General features: G+C 51.5%; 18 protein-coding genes. 5 read left to right on the top strand and 13 right to left on the bottom strand.

The genetic code is table 11. The features are described from left to right. Positions 1–4: 4 nt before the first annotated feature. The 9 genes from HWI92_RS06155 to HWI92_RS06115 form a co-directional block, all read right to left on the bottom strand. Complete coding sequence (locus tag HWI92_RS06155; protein WP_204661659.1) at positions 5–1,387, bottom strand: mercuric reductase; 1,383 nt, start codon at positions 1,385–1,387, stop codon at positions 5–7. A gap of 100 nt (positions 1,388–1,487) precedes the next feature. Next, the gene (locus tag HWI92_RS06150) at positions 1,488–2,420 is read right to left on the bottom strand and encodes a bifunctional riboflavin kinase/FAD synthetase (RefSeq protein ID WP_204661657.1); all 933 of its coding nucleotides are present in this window, start codon (positions 2,418–2,420) and stop codon (positions 1,488–1,490) included. Continuing rightward, complete coding sequence (gene truB / locus HWI92_RS06145; protein WP_374757892.1) at positions 2,417–3,121, bottom strand: tRNA pseudouridine(55) synthase TruB; 705 nt, start codon at positions 3,119–3,121, stop codon at positions 2,417–2,419. Before truB ends, HWI92_RS06150 begins: the two co-directional genes overlap by 4 nt. A gap of 36 nt (positions 3,122–3,157) precedes the next feature. Next, positions 3,158–3,937 carry an undecaprenyl-diphosphate phosphatase gene (locus HWI92_RS06140; protein ID WP_204661653.1) on the bottom strand — a complete coding sequence of 260 codons (780 nt, stop codon included), beginning with the start codon at positions 3,935–3,937 and terminating at the stop codon, positions 3,158–3,160. Then, positions 3,934–4,149 carry a DUF3098 domain-containing protein gene (locus HWI92_RS06135; RefSeq protein WP_204661651.1) on the bottom strand — a complete coding sequence of 72 codons (216 nt, stop codon included), beginning with the start codon at positions 4,147–4,149 and terminating at the stop codon, positions 3,934–3,936. Before HWI92_RS06135 ends, HWI92_RS06140 begins: the two co-directional genes overlap by 4 nt. Before the next feature lie 36 nt (positions 4,150–4,185). After that, on the bottom strand, positions 4,186–5,064 hold the full coding sequence (locus HWI92_RS06130) for a cell division protein FtsX (protein ID WP_204661649.1): 879 nt from the start codon (positions 5,062–5,064) through the stop codon (positions 4,186–4,188). A 123-nt stretch (positions 5,065–5,187) separates the two neighbouring features. Further along, positions 5,188–5,778, bottom strand: coding sequence for a bifunctional nuclease family protein (locus HWI92_RS06125; protein WP_204661647.1), 591 nt, complete (start codon positions 5,776–5,778; stop codon positions 5,188–5,190). Between the two features lie 238 nt (positions 5,779–6,016). Further along, the gene (locus HWI92_RS06120; protein WP_204661645.1) at positions 6,017–6,991 is read right to left on the bottom strand and encodes an electron transfer flavoprotein subunit alpha/FixB family protein; all 975 of its coding nucleotides are present in this window, start codon (positions 6,989–6,991) and stop codon (positions 6,017–6,019) included. 27 nt (positions 6,992–7,018) lie between these two features. Next, positions 7,019–7,756, bottom strand: coding sequence for an electron transfer flavoprotein subunit beta/FixA family protein (locus HWI92_RS06115; protein ID WP_204661643.1), 738 nt, complete (start codon positions 7,754–7,756; stop codon positions 7,019–7,021). Positions 7,757–7,851: 95 nt separating this feature from the next. Between HWI92_RS06115 and HWI92_RS06110 the strand changes: the two genes are divergently transcribed. Together HWI92_RS06110 and HWI92_RS06105 are read left to right on the top strand one after the other, a co-directional pair. Further along, positions 7,852–8,178 carry a tetratricopeptide repeat protein gene (locus HWI92_RS06110; RefSeq protein ID WP_204661641.1) on the top strand — a complete coding sequence of 109 codons (327 nt, stop codon included), beginning with the start codon at positions 7,852–7,854 and terminating at the stop codon, positions 8,176–8,178. 164 nt (positions 8,179–8,342) lie between these two features. Further along, positions 8,343–8,699: a hypothetical protein gene (locus HWI92_RS06105; RefSeq protein ID WP_204661639.1), complete on the top strand. Its 357-nt coding sequence runs from the start codon at positions 8,343–8,345 to the stop codon at positions 8,697–8,699. Between the two features lie 48 nt (positions 8,700–8,747). Here the strand turns inward: HWI92_RS06105 and HWI92_RS06100 are convergent, their stop codons facing one another. Both HWI92_RS06100 and HWI92_RS06095 read right to left on the bottom strand, forming a co-directional pair. After that, a complete protein-coding gene (locus HWI92_RS06100; RefSeq protein WP_204664308.1) occupies positions 8,748–10,052 on the bottom strand; it encodes a Gfo/Idh/MocA family protein in 1,305 nt (434 codons plus the stop codon). 35 nt (positions 10,053–10,087) lie between these two features. Further along, positions 10,088–11,383 carry an acetylxylan esterase gene (locus HWI92_RS06095; RefSeq protein WP_204661637.1) on the bottom strand — a complete coding sequence of 432 codons (1,296 nt, stop codon included), beginning with the start codon at positions 11,381–11,383 and terminating at the stop codon, positions 10,088–10,090. 137 nt (positions 11,384–11,520) lie between these two features. Here HWI92_RS06095 and rluF point away from each other — a divergent pair, with 137 nt between their 5' ends. From rluF to HWI92_RS06080, 3 genes are all read left to right on the top strand, one after another. Further along, the gene (rluF, locus tag HWI92_RS06090; RefSeq protein ID WP_204661635.1) at positions 11,521–12,273 is read left to right on the top strand and encodes a 23S rRNA pseudouridine(2604) synthase RluF; all 753 of its coding nucleotides are present in this window, start codon (positions 11,521–11,523) and stop codon (positions 12,271–12,273) included. A gap of 105 nt (positions 12,274–12,378) precedes the next feature. Beyond that, a complete protein-coding gene (locus HWI92_RS06085) occupies positions 12,379–13,083 on the top strand; it encodes a hypothetical protein (RefSeq protein ID WP_204661633.1) in 705 nt (234 codons plus the stop codon). Positions 13,084–13,156: 73 nt separating this feature from the next. Next, positions 13,157–15,355: an alpha-galactosidase gene (locus HWI92_RS06080; RefSeq protein WP_204661631.1), complete on the top strand. Its 2,199-nt coding sequence runs from the start codon at positions 13,157–13,159 to the stop codon at positions 15,353–15,355. 16 nt (positions 15,356–15,371) lie between these two features. On the opposite strand, the gene HWI92_RS06075 is transcribed toward HWI92_RS06080, so the two are convergent. Both HWI92_RS06075 and HWI92_RS06070 read right to left on the bottom strand, forming a co-directional pair. Continuing rightward, positions 15,372–17,489: an outer membrane protein assembly factor BamB family protein gene (locus tag HWI92_RS06075; RefSeq protein ID WP_204661629.1), complete on the bottom strand. Its 2,118-nt coding sequence runs from the start codon at positions 17,487–17,489 to the stop codon at positions 15,372–15,374. Between the two features lie 33 nt (positions 17,490–17,522). After that, complete coding sequence (locus tag HWI92_RS06070; protein WP_204661627.1) at positions 17,523–19,478, bottom strand: sialate O-acetylesterase; 1,956 nt, start codon at positions 19,476–19,478, stop codon at positions 17,523–17,525. Positions 19,479–19,555 lie beyond the last annotated feature (77 nt).

Below are 19,555 nucleotides of genomic sequence, written 5' to 3'. Positions count from 1 at the left end.
GTTATTACTTTTCAAGTGTTGAGAACAGATTATTAAGTGACTCGGCGTAGGTAGGATGTGCAAAGACACTGTTCATGATCTGATCGTAGGTAATTCCGCCCATCATTGCCATCTGAAGGATCGTAACGATCTCCCCGCCCTGTTCTGCCAGGATAGATGCTCCCAGAATCTGCCCGGTATAGGCGTCAACCACAGCTTTCATCATCCCGCGTTCATCGCCGGTTTCTATGGAGCGGGCAACGCTTTCATTTTTGAGCACTGCTACTTTTACATCCATTCCTTTCTCCTTCGCTTCAGTTTCGGTAATGCCTACACGTCCGAGCTGCGGGTCGATGAACATGCAGTAAGGTACCGGGCGGTCCTGCACCGATCTGCTGCCCGGCTTATCCATGTTTTCATAAATAATGCGGTAATCGTCAAATGCGATGTGCGTAAATGCAGGCCCGCCTTTGACATCGCCCAGCGCGTAAATGCCCTCTGTGCTGGTTTCAAGCTGGTCATTGACCGTAATATAGCCTTTTTCATCTGTTTTAACACCCGTCATTTCCAGGTTCAGTGCGGGTGTCTGCGGCTCGCGGCCGGCAGCCACCAGTACGTGCGTGCATTGTACCTCCCGTGTACTTCCATCGGAATGCAATGTGGCACAGATCAGACCACCCTGGCGGGCGAGCGACATTACTTCTGTTTTTACCAGAATGTCGATGTGTTCCAGAGAAAGGATGTCCGCAATATTCTGCGCAATATCTTCCTCTTCATGCTTTAATATGCGTGCGGAAGGCTCAATAACCGTCACTTTGCTGCCAAACCTCCGGAACATCTGCCCGAATTCAAGACCGATATACCCGCTGCCGAGTATAAGCAGGTGTTCGGGTACAGTATCCAGCTCCATGATTGAAGTAGATGTAAGAAATTCAATGTCCCGGATGCCGGGAATGTCAGGAACTTCCGGTTTCAGTCCTGTATTGATGTAAATGCGGTCGGCAGTGAGCACCTGTTCTTCTCCGCTTTGCAGCTGGACCGTTACCTGCTTCATACCGGAGAATGCCGCCGTGCCGTAAATCAGATCCAGGTTTTCCGTTTCCAGAATTCCTTTTTCGGAGTTTTCCCGCATGCGGGTTACGATCTCGTTTTTTCGCTTGATGATGGAAGGAAAGTCAACATGCGCATGTTCCACGAGTACACCCAGCCGGGCACTGTTTTCGGATACCCACACTGCTTTGGCAGAGGCAATCATGGCTTTGGTAGGGGAGCACCCATCATTTACACAGGTACCGCCCACCCACCTTTTTTCAATTAATGCTGTTTTTAAACCGGAGTTGGCCAGTTTTTTGGAAAGGGGAGTACCGGCCTGGCCAGAGCCAATTACAATCGCATCGTAGTGTTGCATAAAGATGGGTTTTCAGCAAAGCAGTTTGTCCGTGCTGTTCTGTACCATCCTGACAACATTAAAAGTGTGCCCGTACCAAGCGGCACGGGCAATATCATTTTTACATTTTTGCTAAAAAAGAAATGGCGCTTTCACGGTCGATCATAAGCTGACTTACAAGCGCATCCAAACCTGCAAATTTCTGCTCCGGGCGGAGATAATGCAGCAGATCCAGTTTAAGATCTTCACCATAAATTTCCTGATCAAAGTCGAACAAATGTGCCTCAATGGTGCGCAGCGTACCGTCTACGGTGGGTCTCACGCCAATGTTGAGCATACCCTGAAAGCGTTTTCCTTCATGGTCGGCATGAATCACATACACGCCATTCATCGGTACAAGCTTGTACGATTCGTGCAAATGCAGGTTTGCAGTTGGAAAGCCGATGGTACGTCCGAGCTGCTTGCCTTTCACCACATTTCCGACGAGCGAATAGGGCCGGCCGAGCAGTTCATTGGCCTCCTGGATGTGGCCCGTAGCCAGGGCCTTGCGGATGCGCGACGAACTGATGGCCATATTCTCAATGTCCTCACGCGGTATTTCCTCCACATCGAAGCCATAAATGGCACAATGCTCTTTCAGAAACTCAAAGCTGCCTTCCCGGTTGCGGCCAAAACGGTGGTCGTAGCCGATTACCAGCTTTTTGGTGCCGATCTTTTCCACCAGTATCTGTATGATGAATGCATCGGAAGACAGTTCAGAAAATGCCCTCGTGAAAGGTACGATCACCAGATGGTCAATGCCGAGGCCGGCGAAAAGCTCGATTTTCTCTTCGATGGTCGACAGCAGCTGTAATCCCTGGCTGTCTTCCGAAACTACCGTGCGCGGATGCGGCCAGAAAGTGAGCACCACGGATTGTCCGCCTGACTGGCGGGTAATTTCAAGGAGCCGGGCTAGGATCTTGCGGTGGCCCAGATGCACGCCGTCAAAGGTCCCGCTTGTGACAACACCCAGTTCAAGCCTGGGGAAGGTTTCGAGACTATGATATATTTTCATTCGTCGACCGTCAGCTTCAATTCCGTTCTTTTACTGCTGATGTACTCAGTCAGGTTCCATGCATCTTTCAGCTCGAATGCGCCGATGCGTGTCCGGCACAGCGCGCTCAGGTAAGCACCGCTCCCTGCCAGCAACCCGAAATCACGCACGAGGCTGCGAATATAGGTACCTTTTGAACAAATAATCCTGAAATGCACCTGGGGGAAGTCCGCCGCGTCGATCTCGAAAAGAGAAACGGTCACCGGGCGGCTCTTGATCTCAATCTGCTCTCCGCGCCTTGCTTTTTTGTAAAGACGCTCTCCGTTCACACGCAGGGCAGAGTAAATAGGAGGAAGCTGGTCGATCTGTCCGGTCAGTTGCTGCCGGGCATTGTCCAGTATTTCAGGTGTGATATGTTCCGTTGGAAAACTGACATCAAACTCCGTTTCAAGGTCGATGGATGGCGTGGTCTGCCCGAGCACCAAGGTGCCGGTATATTCCTTTTCCTGCGCCTGGTAGCTGTCAATCTGCTTGGTTTTCTTGCCGGTACAAAGGATGAGCAGGCCGGTTGCGAGCGGATCGAGGGTACCTGCATGCCCGATCTTTTTAAACTTGCAGGCACGTTTCAGCTTGTTGGCAACATCAAAGGACGTCCAGGTGAGAGGTTTGTCGATCAGAATTACCTCTCCTTCGTCCGGTACGGGCGGGTCGTTGTTCAAAATAGCAATCAAAGTATGGGCAATGGATAGGGTGCAAAACTACACAATATCCAGCTTATAGCCTGACGCAAGCAGGCCAAGCAGCACAAGCCCCAGAATGATCCGGTAGTACCCGAAAATTTTGAAACCGTATTTGGTAAGAAAGCTGATAAAAAACCTGATCGCGAGCATGGCCACTACAAAGGCAACTGCATTGCCGATCAGCAGGGTTTTGATATCCTCAGGACGGATGCTTTCATAGGTTTTCAACAGCTTGTAACCACCTGCCGCAGCCATAGTAGGTACAGCGAGAAAAAAAGAAAATTCAGCCGCCTGCTTTCTCGAAAGTCCCTGAAGCATGCCTCCTATGATGGTGGATGCGGAGCGCGAAACGCCTGGGATCATGGCAATGCATTGGAAAAAACCGATCTTTAGGGCAGTGCCGTAGGACACCGGCCTGTCATCGCGGGAGTTGTTTCCGAGCCGGTCGATGAAAAGCAGGATAATGCCACCCACCAGCAGGGATACCGCTACTACGACCACGTTTTCGAGCAAAGCATCAATAAAGTCATTCAGCAGAAACCCGATCACTGCCGCCGGCAGGAATGCCACAAAAAGCTTGAAATAGAAGTCGGTTGTTTGAAAAAAACGCTTCCAGTAAAGCACCAGTACCGAAAGTATGGCACCGAACTGAATGTTCACCGTAAACATTTTGGTAAATTCCAGGTGGCTGATCCCCATGAAAGAGGATGCAATGATCATGTGCCCCGTGGAAGAAATGGGTAGAAATTCGGTAATGCCTTCGACAATCGCGAGGATAATGGCCTGCCAGATACTCATGAATGCGTGGGTTTACGTAAAATAGCCCAGAACTCGATGATAAAGCCCAGGATCGTGATGATGGGGCCCAGCGTGATGCCGAAAAAGCCAAAGCCAAACTCCTCGCCATCAAACGTCATGATAAGGAAGCCGGCCAGGATCACGGCAATGCCGATCAGCATGGTCGTGTAATTGGCGGCGGAAAAAGGAAGCTTGTCGCGGGATGTGCTCATAGCTGGTAAGTTCTTGATTGTTAATTAAATGTCGGATCAATAAAGGTCGTCGAGGGCCATGCGGAGATAGCGCGCCAGCGACTGGTAAGTACTGGCAATCCCAATTGAGATACCCAGTATCACAACAATACCGATCAGGATGCCGATTTTTTCGTACTCCTGCAATAGTGCAAGGCCTTCCACATTCCGGACCGCTACCTGCTGCAATACTACCAGCAAAGCCGCGGCAAGAATTCCGCCCACCAGGCCCTGGATCGCACCACGCATGACATAAGGTTTCTGGATAAATCCGTTGGTAGCGCCCACGAGCTGCATACTGCGGATCAGGAAGCGCTGCGAGTAAATAGCCAGCTTAATGGTATTGTTTACCAGCAATACAATGATGATCAGCATGATCACTGCAAAGCTGGCGAGTACAATGTATATTTTGGTAACGTTCTTGTTAATATTATCAGCCAGGTTTTCCTGGTAAACAACCTCGTAAACGCCGGTAATCTGTTCGAGCTCCTTTTTGATCTGCGCAAGCTTTACCTCTTCAAAGTACTCCTCGCGTACCTTCACCCGGTAGCTGTCGCGGAGCGGGTTTTCACCCAGAAAGTTTACAAAGTCCTCTTTGGTACCCTGGATAAATTCCTTGGCAGCATCCTCTTTGGATACGTACGTGATAGGTTGTGCTTCGGCAGAGCTTAGTACAAAAGGTTTCGCCTGGATGATACTGAGTATGGAATCCTGCCCTGCTTTGGTAACCGATTTGTCTACAAATACGCGTACTTCAACATTCTGACGGATAATGGAAACCAGCTTTTTGGATTGAATTACCAGCAGACCGCAGAAGCCGATGAGGAACAGCGCGGCTGTCAGGCTTATCACGATCATGGTATTGGGATAGCTGCCAATCTTTTTTTTCTTGGGCATACGCGGGCGGTTTCTCGGGATATCGGGAGGACAGAGTGCGGCAAAAATAGGGATTTAAACTTCAACCCAATGCCTGGTACAGCCTGCCTTAACTATTTTTAACTTAAACGTAAAAAGGCCTGCCTAGTTGCGGCGGCCCATTTCATCCCTGATCTTGGCTGCTTTTTCGTAGTCCTCCTTGGCGAGGGCTTCTTCCAGCATTTTCTGTAGTTCATCAAAGGGAAAATCGCGCAGCTGCTCCTTGGCAGTGCCCGGCTTGATGGTCTCGCGAACCGACTGCTCGTCGTCCTCATCCTCCGACAAGGTGCTGGAAATAATTCCTGCCTCGGAAAGGATTGCCTCGTAGGTGAAAATAGGAATATCGAAACGCAGGCCTATGGCAATCGCATCAGAAGGGCGGGCGTCAATCTCTACTTCCCGCAGGCTGTCGGTACAAATGATCTTGGCGTAAAAAATACCTTCTTTCAGATCCGAAATGACGATTTCTTTCAGTGTGTAGTTCATCCCGTCGGCAAAGGAACGGAAAAGGTCGTGGGTCATCGGACGGTTCGGGACGATGTTTTCTATCTGGACCGCGATGGCCTGGGCTTCAAATACACCAATGATGATTGGAAGCCTGCGATTACCCAGTTCTTCACCCAGAACAAGAGCAAATGACCCTGCCTGGGATTGGCTTGGGGATAGACCCAGAATTTCTAGTTTTATTTTTTTCACGTTAAAACTTAAAGCGCAACAGTTGTGGTGAACGCGTCCGGATAACAGATTTCCGGTCCGTTAAAGTTGCAAAAGTAAAAAACCCGTGCTGCATAAAAAAGCGCTGCACGGGTTACCAAAGGTATTATCAGGGTCAATTAAGACGCTTATTGTGATAAATGGCTGATTTTTAAGAAAAATACTGCCGGCAAAATCCGGTAATACCGGAAACGATTGCCCGAATTGTGTCTGATGTGCTTTACCGCAGCTTCCTGGCCGCGTCCGTAAGCCGGGGCAATATCTCGAAAATATCCCCTACAATCCCATAATCCGCCGACTTAAAAAACGGAGCCTCCGGGTCCTTATTAATTACGACAATGCAGCGGGAACCATTGACGCCGGCCAGGTGCTGAATGGCACCCGAAATGCCGCATGCGATATACAAGCCCGGAGTTACCTTAATGCCCGTCTGGCCAATGTGCTCGTGGTGCGGGCGCCAGTCGAGGTCGGATACCGGCTTGGAGCAACCCGTAGCTGCACCCAGAGCCGAAGCGAGGTCCAGCAGCAAATGCCAGTTTTCCGGTCCCTTCAAGCCCCGCCCGCCGGATACGATGATCTCCGCTTCGGTCAGGGATATTTCATTGGTGACTTTTTCGGTGCTGATGACTTTTGCCTTAAACCCTGCTTCGCTCAGTACCGGGGAAAATGCTTCCACTTGTGCCGGAGATCCGGTTGCATTTTCATCGGTCTCTATGGCGTTTTTCTGGATCACCAGTATTTTTCTGGCCGCTGCCATGTCGATGCTGGCAAATGCCTTTCCGGAAAAGATCCTCTTGGTCACCCGGAAGGTGTCCCCGGTAATTTCCGGCAAGCCTGTAATCCCGGATACGACCGCAGCTTTCAGCCTGGCACCGGCACGGGCAGCCACAGCATCGCCCAGCCCGGATTTCGGGATGATTATCACCTCGCTCTCTTCTTGTTCTGCAGCCTGCACCAATGCTTCTGCATAGGCAAGGCTGTTTTCATGATCAAGGCGCGGATCGGCAACGTGCAGCACCTTCGCTGCGCCGTGATGACCGGCTTGTTCAAGTTCTGATGAATTGGCCGTACCCAGTGAGAGGGCAGTAGTGGTGGTACCGAGTTTGGCAGCAATCATCGCGCCATATTGAATGGCCCCAAATGAGGTTTTCTTAACTGAGCCTTTGTCCAGCTCAATGTATATCAGGACAGACATGATTTGTTCAATGATTGGAATGGGAAATCAGATAACCTTTGCTTCGGTCTGCAGCAGGCGGATCAGCGTCTCGGCTGCATCTGCCGGTATCATTTTGCAGGCACCTTTGGGAGCAGGCAGGGTGTACTTGCCGGTCACCGACAGTTGTTCGGTCTCTACCGGTGGTACCACCTGTAGTGGCTTGGTACGAGCCGTCATAATGCCCTTCATGCTCGGACTTTTCCATTCGGCGATGGGCTCCTGGCAGCCGAGTACGAGCGGTAGTGAGGCTTCCAATACTTCTTTTCCGCCGTCGATCTCGCGGGTGATGGTAGCGGTGGATCCGTTGATGTCGAGCTTCATGACCGGCGAGTAGGAGGGCAGGTCGAGCATTTCTGCGACGAGGCCGTGAACAATCCCGCTATTGTAGTCGATGGACTCACGGCCCATCAGAATGAGATCGTAGCTGTTTTGCCTCGCAATATGGGCGATCTGAACTGCGGTATCGTAAGAGTCGGCGGGCTCCACATCCACCCGGATCGCCTCGTCCGCACCCAGTGCAAGCGCCTTGCGGATCTGCGGATCGGCATCAGCTCCGCCTACGTGCAGCACTGTCACCTTGCCGGCAGCCTGCTCTTTGAGCTCCACTGCCCGCGACAGTGCGTAGTCGTCGTAAGGCCCGATGATGAGCTGCACGCCCGCTTTATTCAGTTTGGTGTCGTTGTCTGTAAAAGTTATCTTGGCGGTTGTGTCCGGCACACTGGTTATACAAACAAGAATATTCATGATATTGTAATTAAAAACTTTGACTTTTCTTCGAATAAGTTGTTTTTGCAATTACGCAAAATCTAAAATAGTATGCAAGCATAATAAAATACGTCATGAATAGCACACTTTTTGAAAATCTGCTCGGCTTTTACGAAGACGATCCTGCTGATCCGTTCAATGTATATGCACTGGCACTGGAATACACCAAGTCTGAGCCGGCGAAGGCAGCGCATTTCTTTAATAAGCTGCTTACAGAGCACCCAACTTACCTGCCAGCTTACTATCATGCCGGTGCTCTTTTTGCAGAAATGGAACAAATTGAAAAGGCTGAAAATATTTACCAGAAAGGGATCGAACTCGCCATCACACAGCAGAATACGAAAGCGCACCAGGAGCTTTTAAGGGCCTACCGCAACTTTCTGGACGAGCTGGACGATTGAGCAAAACCGAAATTTGTTTGGTTCTTCCTTAAAAAAATTCTAACTTTATTTTAATAAGTACATAACTGCTTCCTCCTGGTTACTGGTCTGCAATTTCCTCTGTTCAGTTCCTGTTAACTTTTTAGCATTAATTCCCGGTTGGGAATAACTAATTTCATTCACCTATGGAAAAGAATTTGTTCATTCCACTTGTTGTCAAGTGGGCAAAGGCACACGGCTTTAAGGATATCCAGGCAAACCTGGAAGGGTATGAGGTACCCAAGTCTTACGAGCGGTCGGGCGACAATACCAGGTTCACCCCCGATGTTACAGGCGTAAATATGTTTAACAGGCATTACCTGGAAGTTTCGGTTAAAACGGATCAGCTGAGGGGAAGCATTTCCAAATGGAAGCTTCTGAGTGAGCTGGCAGGGATGAAAGGAGCAAAACTTTACCTGATGGCACCGAGAGGACACGTGAGGTTCACGCGGGAGGTCATAGACCAGTATAATATTCCGGCCGAAGTTGTCCGGATCGACTAAAATAAAAAAGGGCCTGCATTGTTGAGATGCCGGCCCTTTTTTATTTGCTCAAACTTCCGGGTATTTCCATTCACCCCGATACTCCCGTCTCAGGAGCTTGTTGGCCTCTTCATCCCCGGGAATAATTTCCTTTTCCCCATCCCAGATAATGCTTCTGCCCAGCTTGTACGAAAGCATGCCGAGCAACGCAACGTTTGTAGAGCGCTGACCAATTTCGATCTCACAAATTGGCGGCGTACCGGTTTTGATGGAGGTCAGGAAGTTGGCCCATAATTGCTGAATATTCTGGTCGTCTGGTTTATTAAGCTGCGGATCCTGGTGAATGACAGGCTTATTGGGGTTGGACGGGTAAAACGTCCATCCATCGAGCCAGCCCATGTGAAAGGTTCCTTCCGTGCCATAGAAGTATACGCCCACCGCCTGCTGCGGGTGCGTTTTCTCGGCCGTGTTCCCAGCAAACGTCCTGTGTTCCCATTCAAGCGTAAATCCGTCGAAGTCGTAAACTGCCACCTGGTGGTCCGGCGCATCCGTACTGTCCTGCCGGATGGCGCGCCCTCCGGTCGAGTAAATCTTTTTAGGGTATTTCTGCTCCGACCACCACAGCACCTGATCCAGCCAGTGAATGCCCCAGTCACCGAGGGTACCATTGGCAAAGTTGAGGTAATTGCGGAAGCCTCTGGGATGGATCGTCTTGTTGTACGGTACCAGTGAAGCAGGACCGCAGTAGAAGTCCCAGTCCAGTCCCTTCGGAGGCTCCTCGTTAACAGCTTTCTGACCTGCCCCTCCTGCGTAGTGCACAAATGCGCGCGCCATGCCGATCTTACCGGCTTTTCCCGATTTAAGGAACTCCATACCCGAAATATTATGGGGAGAAACACGCCTGTGCGTGCCTACCTGTACTATGCGGCCATGCTTGCGGGTGGCGTTCACCATGGCACGGCCCTCGGCTATGGTATGGGAAATAGGTTTTTCAACATACACGTGCGCTCCCGATTCAATTGCTGCAATGCAGCACAGGGGATGCCAGTGGTCCGGCGTCGCCACGATCACGATCTCCGGTTTTTCCTTTAATAACATTTCGCGGAAGTCGCGGTAGCGCTTTGGCTTGTCCGAAGTGAGCTTAGCAACTTCGGTCTCACAGATGTTTAGCTGGTTTTCGTCTACGTCGCACAGCGCGACAATCTTTGACTCACCCGCCTGTATGGCGCAGCGCAAGATGTTGGTACCCCACCATCCCGCACCAATCAGTGCCGTGCGGTAGGGAGCAGCCCGGTGCAGTGCCGAAAGCAACGGAAGGGCCGAAAATGCCGCACTTGCAATAGTTGATTTTTCGAGGAATGAGCGGCGGTCCATAGGCTCTTCGTTCGTGAAGTATTTTTTGTTAAATGTCATTTTGCTTTCAGTTTGCCGATCAGCCACTCGTTCATGATGTCTCTTTCTTCCTGGTAGGTCCAGTGCCCGGTATCCAGGTAAAGTTTCAGCTCTTTCGGTGCAGTGGTCACATTGTAGGCTGCATACATGGAAGTAGGAGGGCAGGTCTCATCATTGAAACCCCAGATGTAAAAACCCGGCGCTTTCACCCTTCTTGCAAAATTTACAACATCATAGTAACCCAGGGTAGCGAGCTTTTCCTTCGTGTTATTAATGGCCATACTGCCTTTGTCAAAGTAGTGCGGCCAGCCACCGGCACGTCCGTGAAGGTAACCCGTCACATCGCTCAATGCCGGATAAAATGCTCCCAGCCACTTTACACGGGGGTCCAGGGCAGCAGTGACGATCGACAAAGCACCTCCCTGACTTCCGCCGGTTACAGCCAGGTTTTTCCCGTCATATTGCGGCAGGCTGACCAGAAAATCATTGGCGCGCACACAACCGAGATAAACCCTTTTGTAATAAAAACGGTCAGCATTGTCCAGATTGTAGGATGGATAGCCATTGAGCGCGCCCTGACCCAGGTCGGTGTACACGCCCGGATCCATCGTTACAGGAATGCCGTGAATGCCAATTTCAAGCGTGATGATATCGTTTTCAGCGGTCGTCACGTCGCCATAGTAGCCCCTCACACCAGCTCCTGGAACGCGGAGGAGCGCAGGATACTTTCCTTCTTTTTTGGGAATGGATAAAATGCCATAGAGGCGCGCGCCTTTTTTGAAGTTTTGCAAATTGAGATGGTAAACATTCACTTTCTCAGTGCAGCGCTCGGGCAAAAGGGTCATTTTGGCATCGAGCGGAAGGTTTGCCAGCTCCTGTTTTGCCTTTTCCCAGAAAGTGTCAAAGTTCTCCGGGTTGGTGACGGTCGGCTGGATAGCCAATGGATCAAAGCCCGCCGTAGCAAGGCCGCGCACTTCCAAACCGTCTACATTGGCATAGGCAACGCACCTCAGGAAACCGGGACTTTTCATGGTGCCGCCATCGACGACCAGCTTGCCTTCGGCGGCTGTTTTACTTTCCGTGATCGTAGGATCCAGCTTCTCGGGGCCGATTTCATACCGCACGGGCGCATTCCGGACCAGATTGCCATTCCGGAATACCTGTATGGTAAACCTGGCCTTTTCTCCGGTCTTATAAGTCCAGTCTTCATGGTCGGCGGCAACGATCACCTCGACCGGGCGACGGGCGGGCTGGGCAAATGCCCCAACGGAAATACAGATTAAAATGGCATGCAGCCGAAAGCGGAGTTTCATAAAGGCGTCTTTGTTTCTTTTCTTAGCGTTATTTTAATTTGATAAAGGGCTGGCAAGGCCGAATCTTTATCCGGTCGGGGATAAATTTTGCTTGCAGCCATGATTTACCCGATTTAGAGAACATTACTTCAATTGCATTGACATTGATCAGGATTAACAAATGGATCAGCGAAACGGGTTTTTGCTCCCGGCGGGAAGCTGACAGGCTGGTACAGGAAGGCCGCGTCACCCTGAACGGTCGGGTGGCCGTGCTGGGCGACAAGGCATCCGAAACCGACGAGGTAAAAGTCAACGGAAAGCTGCTGAAAGCCAAACAGGCTGCGGTGTACATCGCTTTCAACAAGCCGGTGGGCATTACGTGTACCACCGAGCGGGACGTAAAAGGAAACATTGTCGATTACATCGGGCATCCCCGCCGCATTTTTCCGGTCGGCAGGTTGGACAAACCGTCGGAAGGGCTTATTTTCCTGACCAGCGACGGCGATATCGTGAATAAGATCCTGCGCGCCGGAAACCGGCACGAAAAGGAATATGTGGTCACGGTGGATCGGCCGGTCACGCCCGAGTTTGTGCAGAAAATGTCGTCGGGCGTACCCATACTGGACACGATTACCCGTAAATGCCGCGTGCGGAAGGAGAGCGCATTTGTCTTCAACATTGTGCTTACACAGGGATTAAACCGCCAGATCAGACGTATGTGCGAGTACCTGGGCTACCAGGTGAGGCGCCTCAAAAGGGTACGGATCATGAATGTTACGCTGGACAATCTTCCTACCGGCAAATGGCGCGACCTCACTCCGGAAGAACTCGCCGAGATCATGGACGCCGTGGTACATTCTGTGAAAACGGAGGAGGCATCATTGGGCGACCCTGATCAGGACGAGGACTAAGCCGGGTTTTCAGCATTTCAGGCCCGTGAAAGTTTAGGTGACGGAATTGAAGTTGTTCTTGTATTTGTATAAATTTAAAAGGAAAAACCAGCAAAGAACAGCTCCATGAAAACACTGATATCCAGCTTGCTTGTGCTGTGCTGTATGGCGAATGCAGCCGCACAGGTTCCGCAGAAAACTTACCGGATCAAAAACGGTACCAAAGCCTCCGAGGTCATTCCCTACGATGATCGTTTTCAGTATCAGGAATTTACCGACGGACAGGTGTTTTTCAGAAACGGGCGTACCGGAAGGGCAAAGCTCAATTACAGCTTGTTACATGGCGAGGTGATGTTCATTGGACCGGTCAACGATACTTTGCTGCTGACCAACAACGATTTCATTCATAAAATTGAGATTGGTTCCCAGGCTTACTATTTCAACAAGGGACGCGGCCATATTGAGCTCATTGGCGATTACGGTAATGTCAGTTTGGGTAAAAAGCTTTTGCTGGTACGTGCTGGAAATGAAAAACTGGCTGCCTACAATCAATATACCGAAACTTCCTCAATTGATACTTTTTCCTCATTTATCAATCACAATGGCGATTTCCAGTTTTTACAGGGTTCTGATAAGCTGATCCTGCATAAGCGTGAGCTGTTTTTTCTCATGGACCGCAATGCTCAATTTCATTTTGTCAATCGCGCCAGTATCGGCAGGCTATACCCCGGGCACAAGCGCGAAATCGAAAGTTTTATTAAAATCAACGGGTACGATCTGGAAAGGGAAAAGGATCTGAGGCAGGTACTCGACTTTTGCAGCACATTATAACCTGAATGCCCAATCGCTGCTATTCTCCTTAAAACAGAGTGGTGCAGCGACTTAATCCTAAACCTTTTAATTCATGTTCATTTTTTCAAGAGCCTGGCTGATCGCCATGCCGCTGTGTTTTACGTGTCTTTTTGCCCATACACAATCTTTGCCCGTCTGGAAACCCGAACCACAGCATCACACCCCCGCCGACTGGCTTATTACGCCCGTCAAGGAAAAGGCAGGCATTTACCTCAGCAGCGACCGGAAGGACATTGTGCTCTACAATGGTCTTGTTAAAAGGGTTTTCCGCATCACACCAGACCTGGCCTGTACCGACTACCGCAATATGCGGAACGGGCAGCAGCTGCTTCGGGCTGTGAAGCCCGAAGCCCGGCTGGTGATCCATGGAGTTACTTTCCCGGTAGGTGGGCTGACCGGTCAGAAAGAGCTCGGTTACCTGCTACCCGAGTGGGTGGACGACCTGCGCAGGTCAGACAGCGCATTTCATTTCGTTGATTTTACAACAACCGAATTGCAGCCTGTACTGGAATGGAAGGGTGCATTCTGGACGGGGGTCAAAAAGGGTGCGTCAGGCAAGAAAATTTCGTTTCGGTTTACATCCGAGCTACCTGCACTGCGTGGCCTGGAAGTGCTTGTGCACTATGCGGTATTTGACGGACTTCCGCTGCTGAGCAAATGGGTAACCGTCGAAAACAAAGGTGAACAAAAGGTGCTGATTGACCAGGTAATCAGTGAAATTCTGGCAGTCGCGGAGGAGGAAAGTGCAGTGGTGGGAAGTACGGAGAAGCTGGCGAAGCCCAATGGTATTTACATTGAAAACAATTTTGCTTTCAACAATGCCATGCGCTACAACCTGAGCGACCAGGCCACACACTGGATGCCCGACCCGGCTTATACCTCGCAGGTGAACTACGATTTTCAAACGCCCTGCCTGCTGGAAATACATCCGACCCGGAATATGGGGGTAACACTTGCAAAAGGCGATTCGGTCGAATCTGTGCGCACTTACGAGCTGCTGCAGGATACTTACGACCGTGAGCGGAAAGGGATGGCAATCCGCAGCATGTACCGCGCCATCGCTCCGTGGACCACCTCAAACCCGATCTTTATGCATCTGGTGAGTAAGAATGATGAGGAAGTTGTCACTGCCATTGACCAGTGTGCCGCAACCGGGTACGAGGCATTGATCCTCAGCTTTGGAAGCCACTGCGACATGGAAGATGTATCAGAAGCAAACCTGCAAAAATGGAAGAAACTTGCAGATTATGCCAGGAGCAGGCATATTGCTATCGGAAGTTACTCGCTGTTCAGTTCAAGAAAAATCAGTCGTGAGGACGATGTGATAGATCCGAAAACCGGGGAACCCGGCGGCGCGTTTTTCGGGAATGCCCCCTGCCTGGGAAGCAAATGGGGCCTGGCGTACCTGGACAAGCTGAAAAAATTCATGAGCAACACAGGCTTTACAATCTTCGAAAACGACGGTCCGTACCCCGGTGATGTTTGCGCATCCGTAACCCACCCCGGTCACGAAGGGCTGCATGATTCGCAATGGAAGCAGATGGAGCTGCAAAAAAGCCTGTACCGCTGGTGCAATGCGCAGGGGATTTACGTCAATGCGCCCGACTGGTATTTTCTTGACGGTACGAATAAGATCGGCCTCGGTTACCGGGAGGTTAATTTTTCCTTGTCAAGAGAGCAGCAGAGAATTTTGAACCGGCAGAACATATTTGATGCTACCTGGAATGAGATCCCTTCCATGGTCTGGGGCTTTGTACCATTGACCAAATACCAGGGAGGAGGGCCCGATGCCATCCTCGAACCGCTCTCTGAGCATCTCGGCGATTACGAACAACTCATGACGCAATACTATGGAGCCGGTGTGCAGGCCTGCTACCGCGGGCCCAGGCTTTTCGACACGGAAAAGACCCGGCAGACTGTGGCCGGGGTTGTGGATTGGTACAAAAAGTACCGCGATATCCTTAACTCCGACATCATCCATCTCCGCCGGGCAGACGGACGTGACTGGGACGGTATCCTGCATGTGAATCCTGTACTGCCGCAAAAAGGGCTGGCCATGCTGTACAATCCGTCGGAGAAGCCGCTGACCCGCGTAATCAGCCTTCCAGTGTACTATACGGGTCTTCATAAGTCCGTGACGATCCGGGAAAAAGGCGGACAAAGCAAGACGTACACCGTCTCCCGCGACTACCACATAACCCTGACGGTGCAAATCCCGGCCGATAGTTATACCTGGCTGACCCTGGAATAAAATAGCGGCCGATCTTTCATTCCAATGCAAATGCCACGTACTGATTTCCTTTCCGGGTTCCCAGCTTGGTGCCGCCGCACGCGATCACCACGTATTGCTTTCCATTGACTTCGTAGGTCGAGGGAGTTGCAAAGCCTGCGGCGGGCAGCTGCGTTTCCCACAGGAGCTTACCTGTTTTTTTATCATAAGCATGAAACTTGCCGTCGCGGGTAGCCGCTATGAACAGCAATCCGCCCGCCGTGACCACAGGCCCACCGTAGTTTTCGGATCCGGTAACAGGTATCCCTTTGTTACGCAGGCTCTCGATTTCACCAAAAGGAATTTTCCAGAGGTACTCGCCGGTATTCAGGTTGATTGCATTGAGCGTACCCCAGGGCGGTGCAATCGCAGGAAGGCCGTTTGCGTCCAGGAATTTGTTGTACCCGGTGCTTTGATATGGCAGGAAGGTTTTTCTGGATGCAGGCAGATCGCTGCCGGGTTCCGTTTTTTCTTCTTCAAACAAAAAAGCGATCAGTGCGGCTTTTTCGCCCGCAGAAAGCATGGTGAACCCGGGCATCATGCCCTTACCTGTGGTGAGCAGCTGGCTTACATATGCATGATCACGCCGCTGCCCGATGCCCAGGAGCGATGGATATCCACTTTTTGCATTTCCTTTACGCTCCGGTCCGTGGCAAGTAGTGCAGTAGGTGCTGTACACTTTTTGCCCGGGAGTCAATGCAGCCAGGTCACTTGCCTTAGGCGTATCTTTCATGGTCAGGATCCAGGCCATTTCATTGCTGTTGACGTACAAAATTCCGCGGTCCGGATCAGCGGCTGCGCCTCCCCACTCAGCTCCGCCATCAAATCCGGGCATAATGACCGTACCTTCCCGGCTGGGCGCAGCAAACAGCTCCCGGCGGTACGTACTGAACTTCGCACGCAGTGAATCGCGATCCGGCGCATAGGGACTGATATCCTTTTCTGTAAGCGTATAAGCCTGCCGGGCAAATGGTGCCGGCTGGGCGGGGACGGGCTGGGTTGGCCACGGAAATTCTCCGGGCAGCGCATCCAGGGGCGCATTCACTTCCTTGATCGGGTATACAGGTTTTCCCGTTTTTCTTTCAAAAACAAAAACATAGCCCTGCTTGCTGACCTGCGCTACTGCTTCAAGGGTTTTGCCATTTTTCTTCACCGTAATCAGGTTTGGCGGTGCGGGAAGGTCACGATCCCAGATGTCGTGGTGCATCGTCTGGTAATGCCAGATCCGCTTGCCCGTGCGGGCATCGATTGCGAGAAGGCAGTTGGCAAAAAGGTTGGCACCCTTGCGCTTGCCGCCATAAAAGTCGTATCCGGCGGATCCCGTAGGAACAAACAGGATCCCTGACTTGCGGTCGATTGCCATGCCCGCCCAGTTGTTGGCTCCGCCAGTATAGGTGTTTTGATATGCATCCGGTGGAAACGTCTCGTAGCCAAATTCACCGGGGTAAGGGATCGTATGAAACGTCCATTCCAGCTTTCCTGTCCGCACATTGAATGCGCGCAGATCACCCGGCGCGGCATCCGATTCTTCCGAAAGCCTCAACGGCATGATGATCAGGTCTTCAAAGATGGTTCCGGGCGTGTTGGATACCATGTATTTGTCCTGCGCAATATCGGGAAGACCGGTATGCAGGTCTATGCGCCCATGATCGCCGAAGCGTTCCATTATCTTGCCTGTGCGTGCATCCAGCGCGTACAGGTACGGGCCCATGCTATGAAAAATCACCTTTTCGCGTCCGTCAGTCCAGTAGGTAAGCCCCCGGCTGGTATTGGAGCCTACTTTTGATTTATCCCCAAACATCCACAGCTCCCGGCCGGTAGCTGCGTCGAGTGCAAATGCCTGAACCCCGCTGGTCACGCCATAAAGCACCCCATCCACAATCAGCGGATTTACCTGCGTCTGGCCTGAGTCCGGCATGGCATACGTCCAGGCCACTTTGAGCTTTTGTACATTGCCGGTGTTGATCTGACTGAGGGTAGAGTAATGATTGCGGCCCGGACCGCCCAGGTACTCGGCCCAGTTCTTACCGGAGTTTTCACCGTCCTGGTCTCCGGCAGTTATAAAAGCAAATCCGCAGAAAGCAGCGGCTGCGGCAACAGATTGTAGAAATCGCATCAGTGGGTCAGCAGTATAAGTTTCCGGAATTACTTACTCGAATTTGGCATTGATGGTTGTGCCGGGCCAGTCGTCTGTGCGGAAGGGACTTGCAGGCAGGTTGTCCTGACCATACAGGTTGGCATCGTCCGGGGCATACGCCCAGGCGTAGCGCACGGCTACCGGGCGCGTCACGGCAGGATGCGACACGATGACTTTACCTCCATCCACTTCTGCCTTTGCAAAATGGAATACCTTATCTTCGCCGGCGATTTCAAAACCTTTCAGGTAGCCGTACCGATCCTTAACCACAAGGCCCTGCTCCGCATGTTTGAAAGTGATAACAGCCTTGCTGCCTTCCACTGACATTTTATCGTATAGGGGAGAGGCATAAGGTAAATCCATCCCGTAATCCATCTTCAATGCATTTACCGCCAGCCGGTGACCGACATCCTGCTTGTTGGTGGGGTGAATGTCTTTTGGGTTGCCCACATCGGTTGTGACCGCCATGCCTGTTTTGGGCAGTTCAAGCGTCATGTTCTGCGCTTCGCGCAGCTCGGCCCAGTTGCTGCCTTTGTTGCTGTCAGTTTCGGGTCCGAAGCTGGACAGCTGAACCCAGTAGAAAGAAAACTCGTCGTTCCATGCCTTGCGCCAGTCTTTGATCATCAGCGGAAACGTACGGCGGTACTGGTAGGCGCGCCCTGTGTTAGTTTCGCCCTGGTACCAGAGCGTACCGCGTATGCCAAAAGGAACCAATGGAGCGATCATGGCATTGTAAATCGTTGTACCGACATTGTTCATCAGGTGAGCGTACTGGTGGGGCGAAGCAAACGAGGGCATCAGGTACCAGTCTTTGGCGAGGCTCACCTTTTGTCCGCCGGCTTCCACGTAAAGGTCGCCTGCTGAACCCATCATTCCCGGTCCGAACCATGCATTTGCCACCATATTTCCCATTTTAACAACAAGTTGGTTGCTGCCTGCCGACCAGGTTCCGGCCGGTACAGTGATCTTCCGCACTCCTTTCTGAGTGCCTTCGTGAACGATCTTTCCATTGATCCAGATCACATTTGGACTATCATTTTCAGGAAGCGACAGGATCGTCTCTTTACTTGCAATTTCAGCGGGAATATCGACTTCCTTGGCCATAAATGCCTGTCCGCGAAAGCCCATCAGACCTTTCCAGTCCCACTGCCCGATAGGATCTTCGACTTTTTGCCAGGCTGAAAAAGCAGCTTTTCCGCTCGCGTAAGCCTTTTCATCTTCTGGCGACGGCGTATAGCCTGCTTTTTTGAATAGTTGTTTTTTTAATTTTTCGTCCATGATACCATCCGCCTGCTCCCAGGTTTTGGGCATGGTTGCCACATAGGATTTGAGCTCGGGGTCGGTAAGCATCGCTTCCTTGCTGATCCAGCCTTCAATCTGGGAGCCACCCCAGGAGGAATGCAGCAGCCCGACCGGCACGTGCAGCTTTTCATAAATTTCCCGTGCAAAGAAAAATCCCACTGCCGAAAAACCGCCGACCGACTCCGGCGACGCAACTTTCCACTCACCGGTTTTCAGGTCCTGCTCGGGGGTGAGCGTCACCTCATGGTCCACACGGAAATGACGTATCTGGGGGTAATCTGCATTTTTGCGCTCCTGCTCGTAGTTTTTGGCCGAGGCAACGGTCCATTCCATATTGGACTGGCCTGAACAAAGCCATACCTCACCAATGAGTACGTCGTTGACCGACAGGCTGCCCGACTTTGCCGTGGCAGTGATGGTATGCGGCCCGCCTGCTTCGAGCGGGGCAAAGCGTACGGCCCATTTTCCATTGGCGTCGGCTTTGGTGCTCAGCGTCTGGCTGGCAAGCATTACCTTCACACGTTCGCCCGGAGCTGCCCAGCCCCATACAGGGATGGGTTTCTGGCGCTGCAATACCACGTGGTCGGAGAAGAGCCTTGCAAGTTTGAGCTGGGCAAATGCCGTGGTATGGACTACCAGCAGCAGGAGGAACAGAATGCGTTTCATACGTATAGGGATTTTGGTAATAAATGCGCTGCCGGGTCGTATTCTACTTAAAACATTAACTTTGCCCACCATCTTCA

This window comes from Dyadobacter sandarakinus (genome assembly GCF_016894445.1).
GTDB classification, from domain to species: Bacteria; Bacteroidota; Bacteroidia; order Cytophagales; family Spirosomataceae; genus Dyadobacter; species Dyadobacter sandarakinus.
The sequence above is the reverse complement of the archived record's forward strand: the minus strand, read 5'-3'. Positions and strand labels throughout refer to the sequence as shown.

Coding starts and splice junctions, on each gene's coding strand:
- HWI92_RS06140 (WP_204661653.1), bottom strand. CDS start 3,937: ATGAGTATCTGGCAGGCCATTATCCTCGCGATTGTCGAAGGCATTACC.
- HWI92_RS06120 (WP_204661645.1), bottom strand. CDS start 6,991: ATGTCTGTCCTGATATACATTGAGCTGGACAAAGGCTCAGTTAAGAAA.
- HWI92_RS06095 (WP_204661637.1), bottom strand. CDS start 11,383: ATGAAACTCCGCTTTCGGCTGCATGCCATTTTAATCTGTATTTCCGTT.
- HWI92_RS06135 (WP_204661651.1), bottom strand. CDS start 4,149: ATGAGCACATCCCGCGACAAGCTTCCTTTTTCCGCCGCCAATTACACG.
- HWI92_RS06130 (WP_204661649.1), bottom strand. CDS start 5,064: ATGCCCAAGAAAAAAAAGATTGGCAGCTATCCCAATACCATGATCGTG.
- HWI92_RS06150 (WP_204661657.1), bottom strand. CDS start 2,420: ATGAAAATATATCATAGTCTCGAAACCTTCCCCAGGCTTGAACTGGGT.
- HWI92_RS06100 (WP_204664308.1), bottom strand. CDS start 10,052: ATGGACCGCCGCTCATTCCTCGAAAAATCAACTATTGCAAGTGCGGCA.
- HWI92_RS06085 (WP_204661633.1), top strand. CDS start 12,379: ATGAAAACACTGATATCCAGCTTGCTTGTGCTGTGCTGTATGGCGAAT.
- HWI92_RS06075 (WP_204661629.1), bottom strand. CDS start 17,489: ATGCGATTTCTACAATCTGTTGCCGCAGCCGCTGCTTTCTGCGGATTT.
- HWI92_RS06115 (WP_204661643.1), bottom strand. CDS start 7,756: ATGAATATTCTTGTTTGTATAACCAGTGTGCCGGACACAACCGCCAAG.
- HWI92_RS06155 (WP_204661659.1), bottom strand. CDS start 1,387: ATGCAACACTACGATGCGATTGTAATTGGCTCTGGCCAGGCCGGTACT.
- HWI92_RS06070 (WP_204661627.1), bottom strand. CDS start 19,478: ATGAAACGCATTCTGTTCCTCCTGCTGCTGGTAGTCCATACCACGGCA.
- HWI92_RS06105 (WP_204661639.1), top strand. CDS start 8,343: ATGGAAAAGAATTTGTTCATTCCACTTGTTGTCAAGTGGGCAAAGGCA.
- HWI92_RS06080 (WP_204661631.1), top strand. CDS start 13,157: ATGTTCATTTTTTCAAGAGCCTGGCTGATCGCCATGCCGCTGTGTTTT.
- HWI92_RS06110 (WP_204661641.1), top strand. CDS start 7,852: ATGAATAGCACACTTTTTGAAAATCTGCTCGGCTTTTACGAAGACGAT.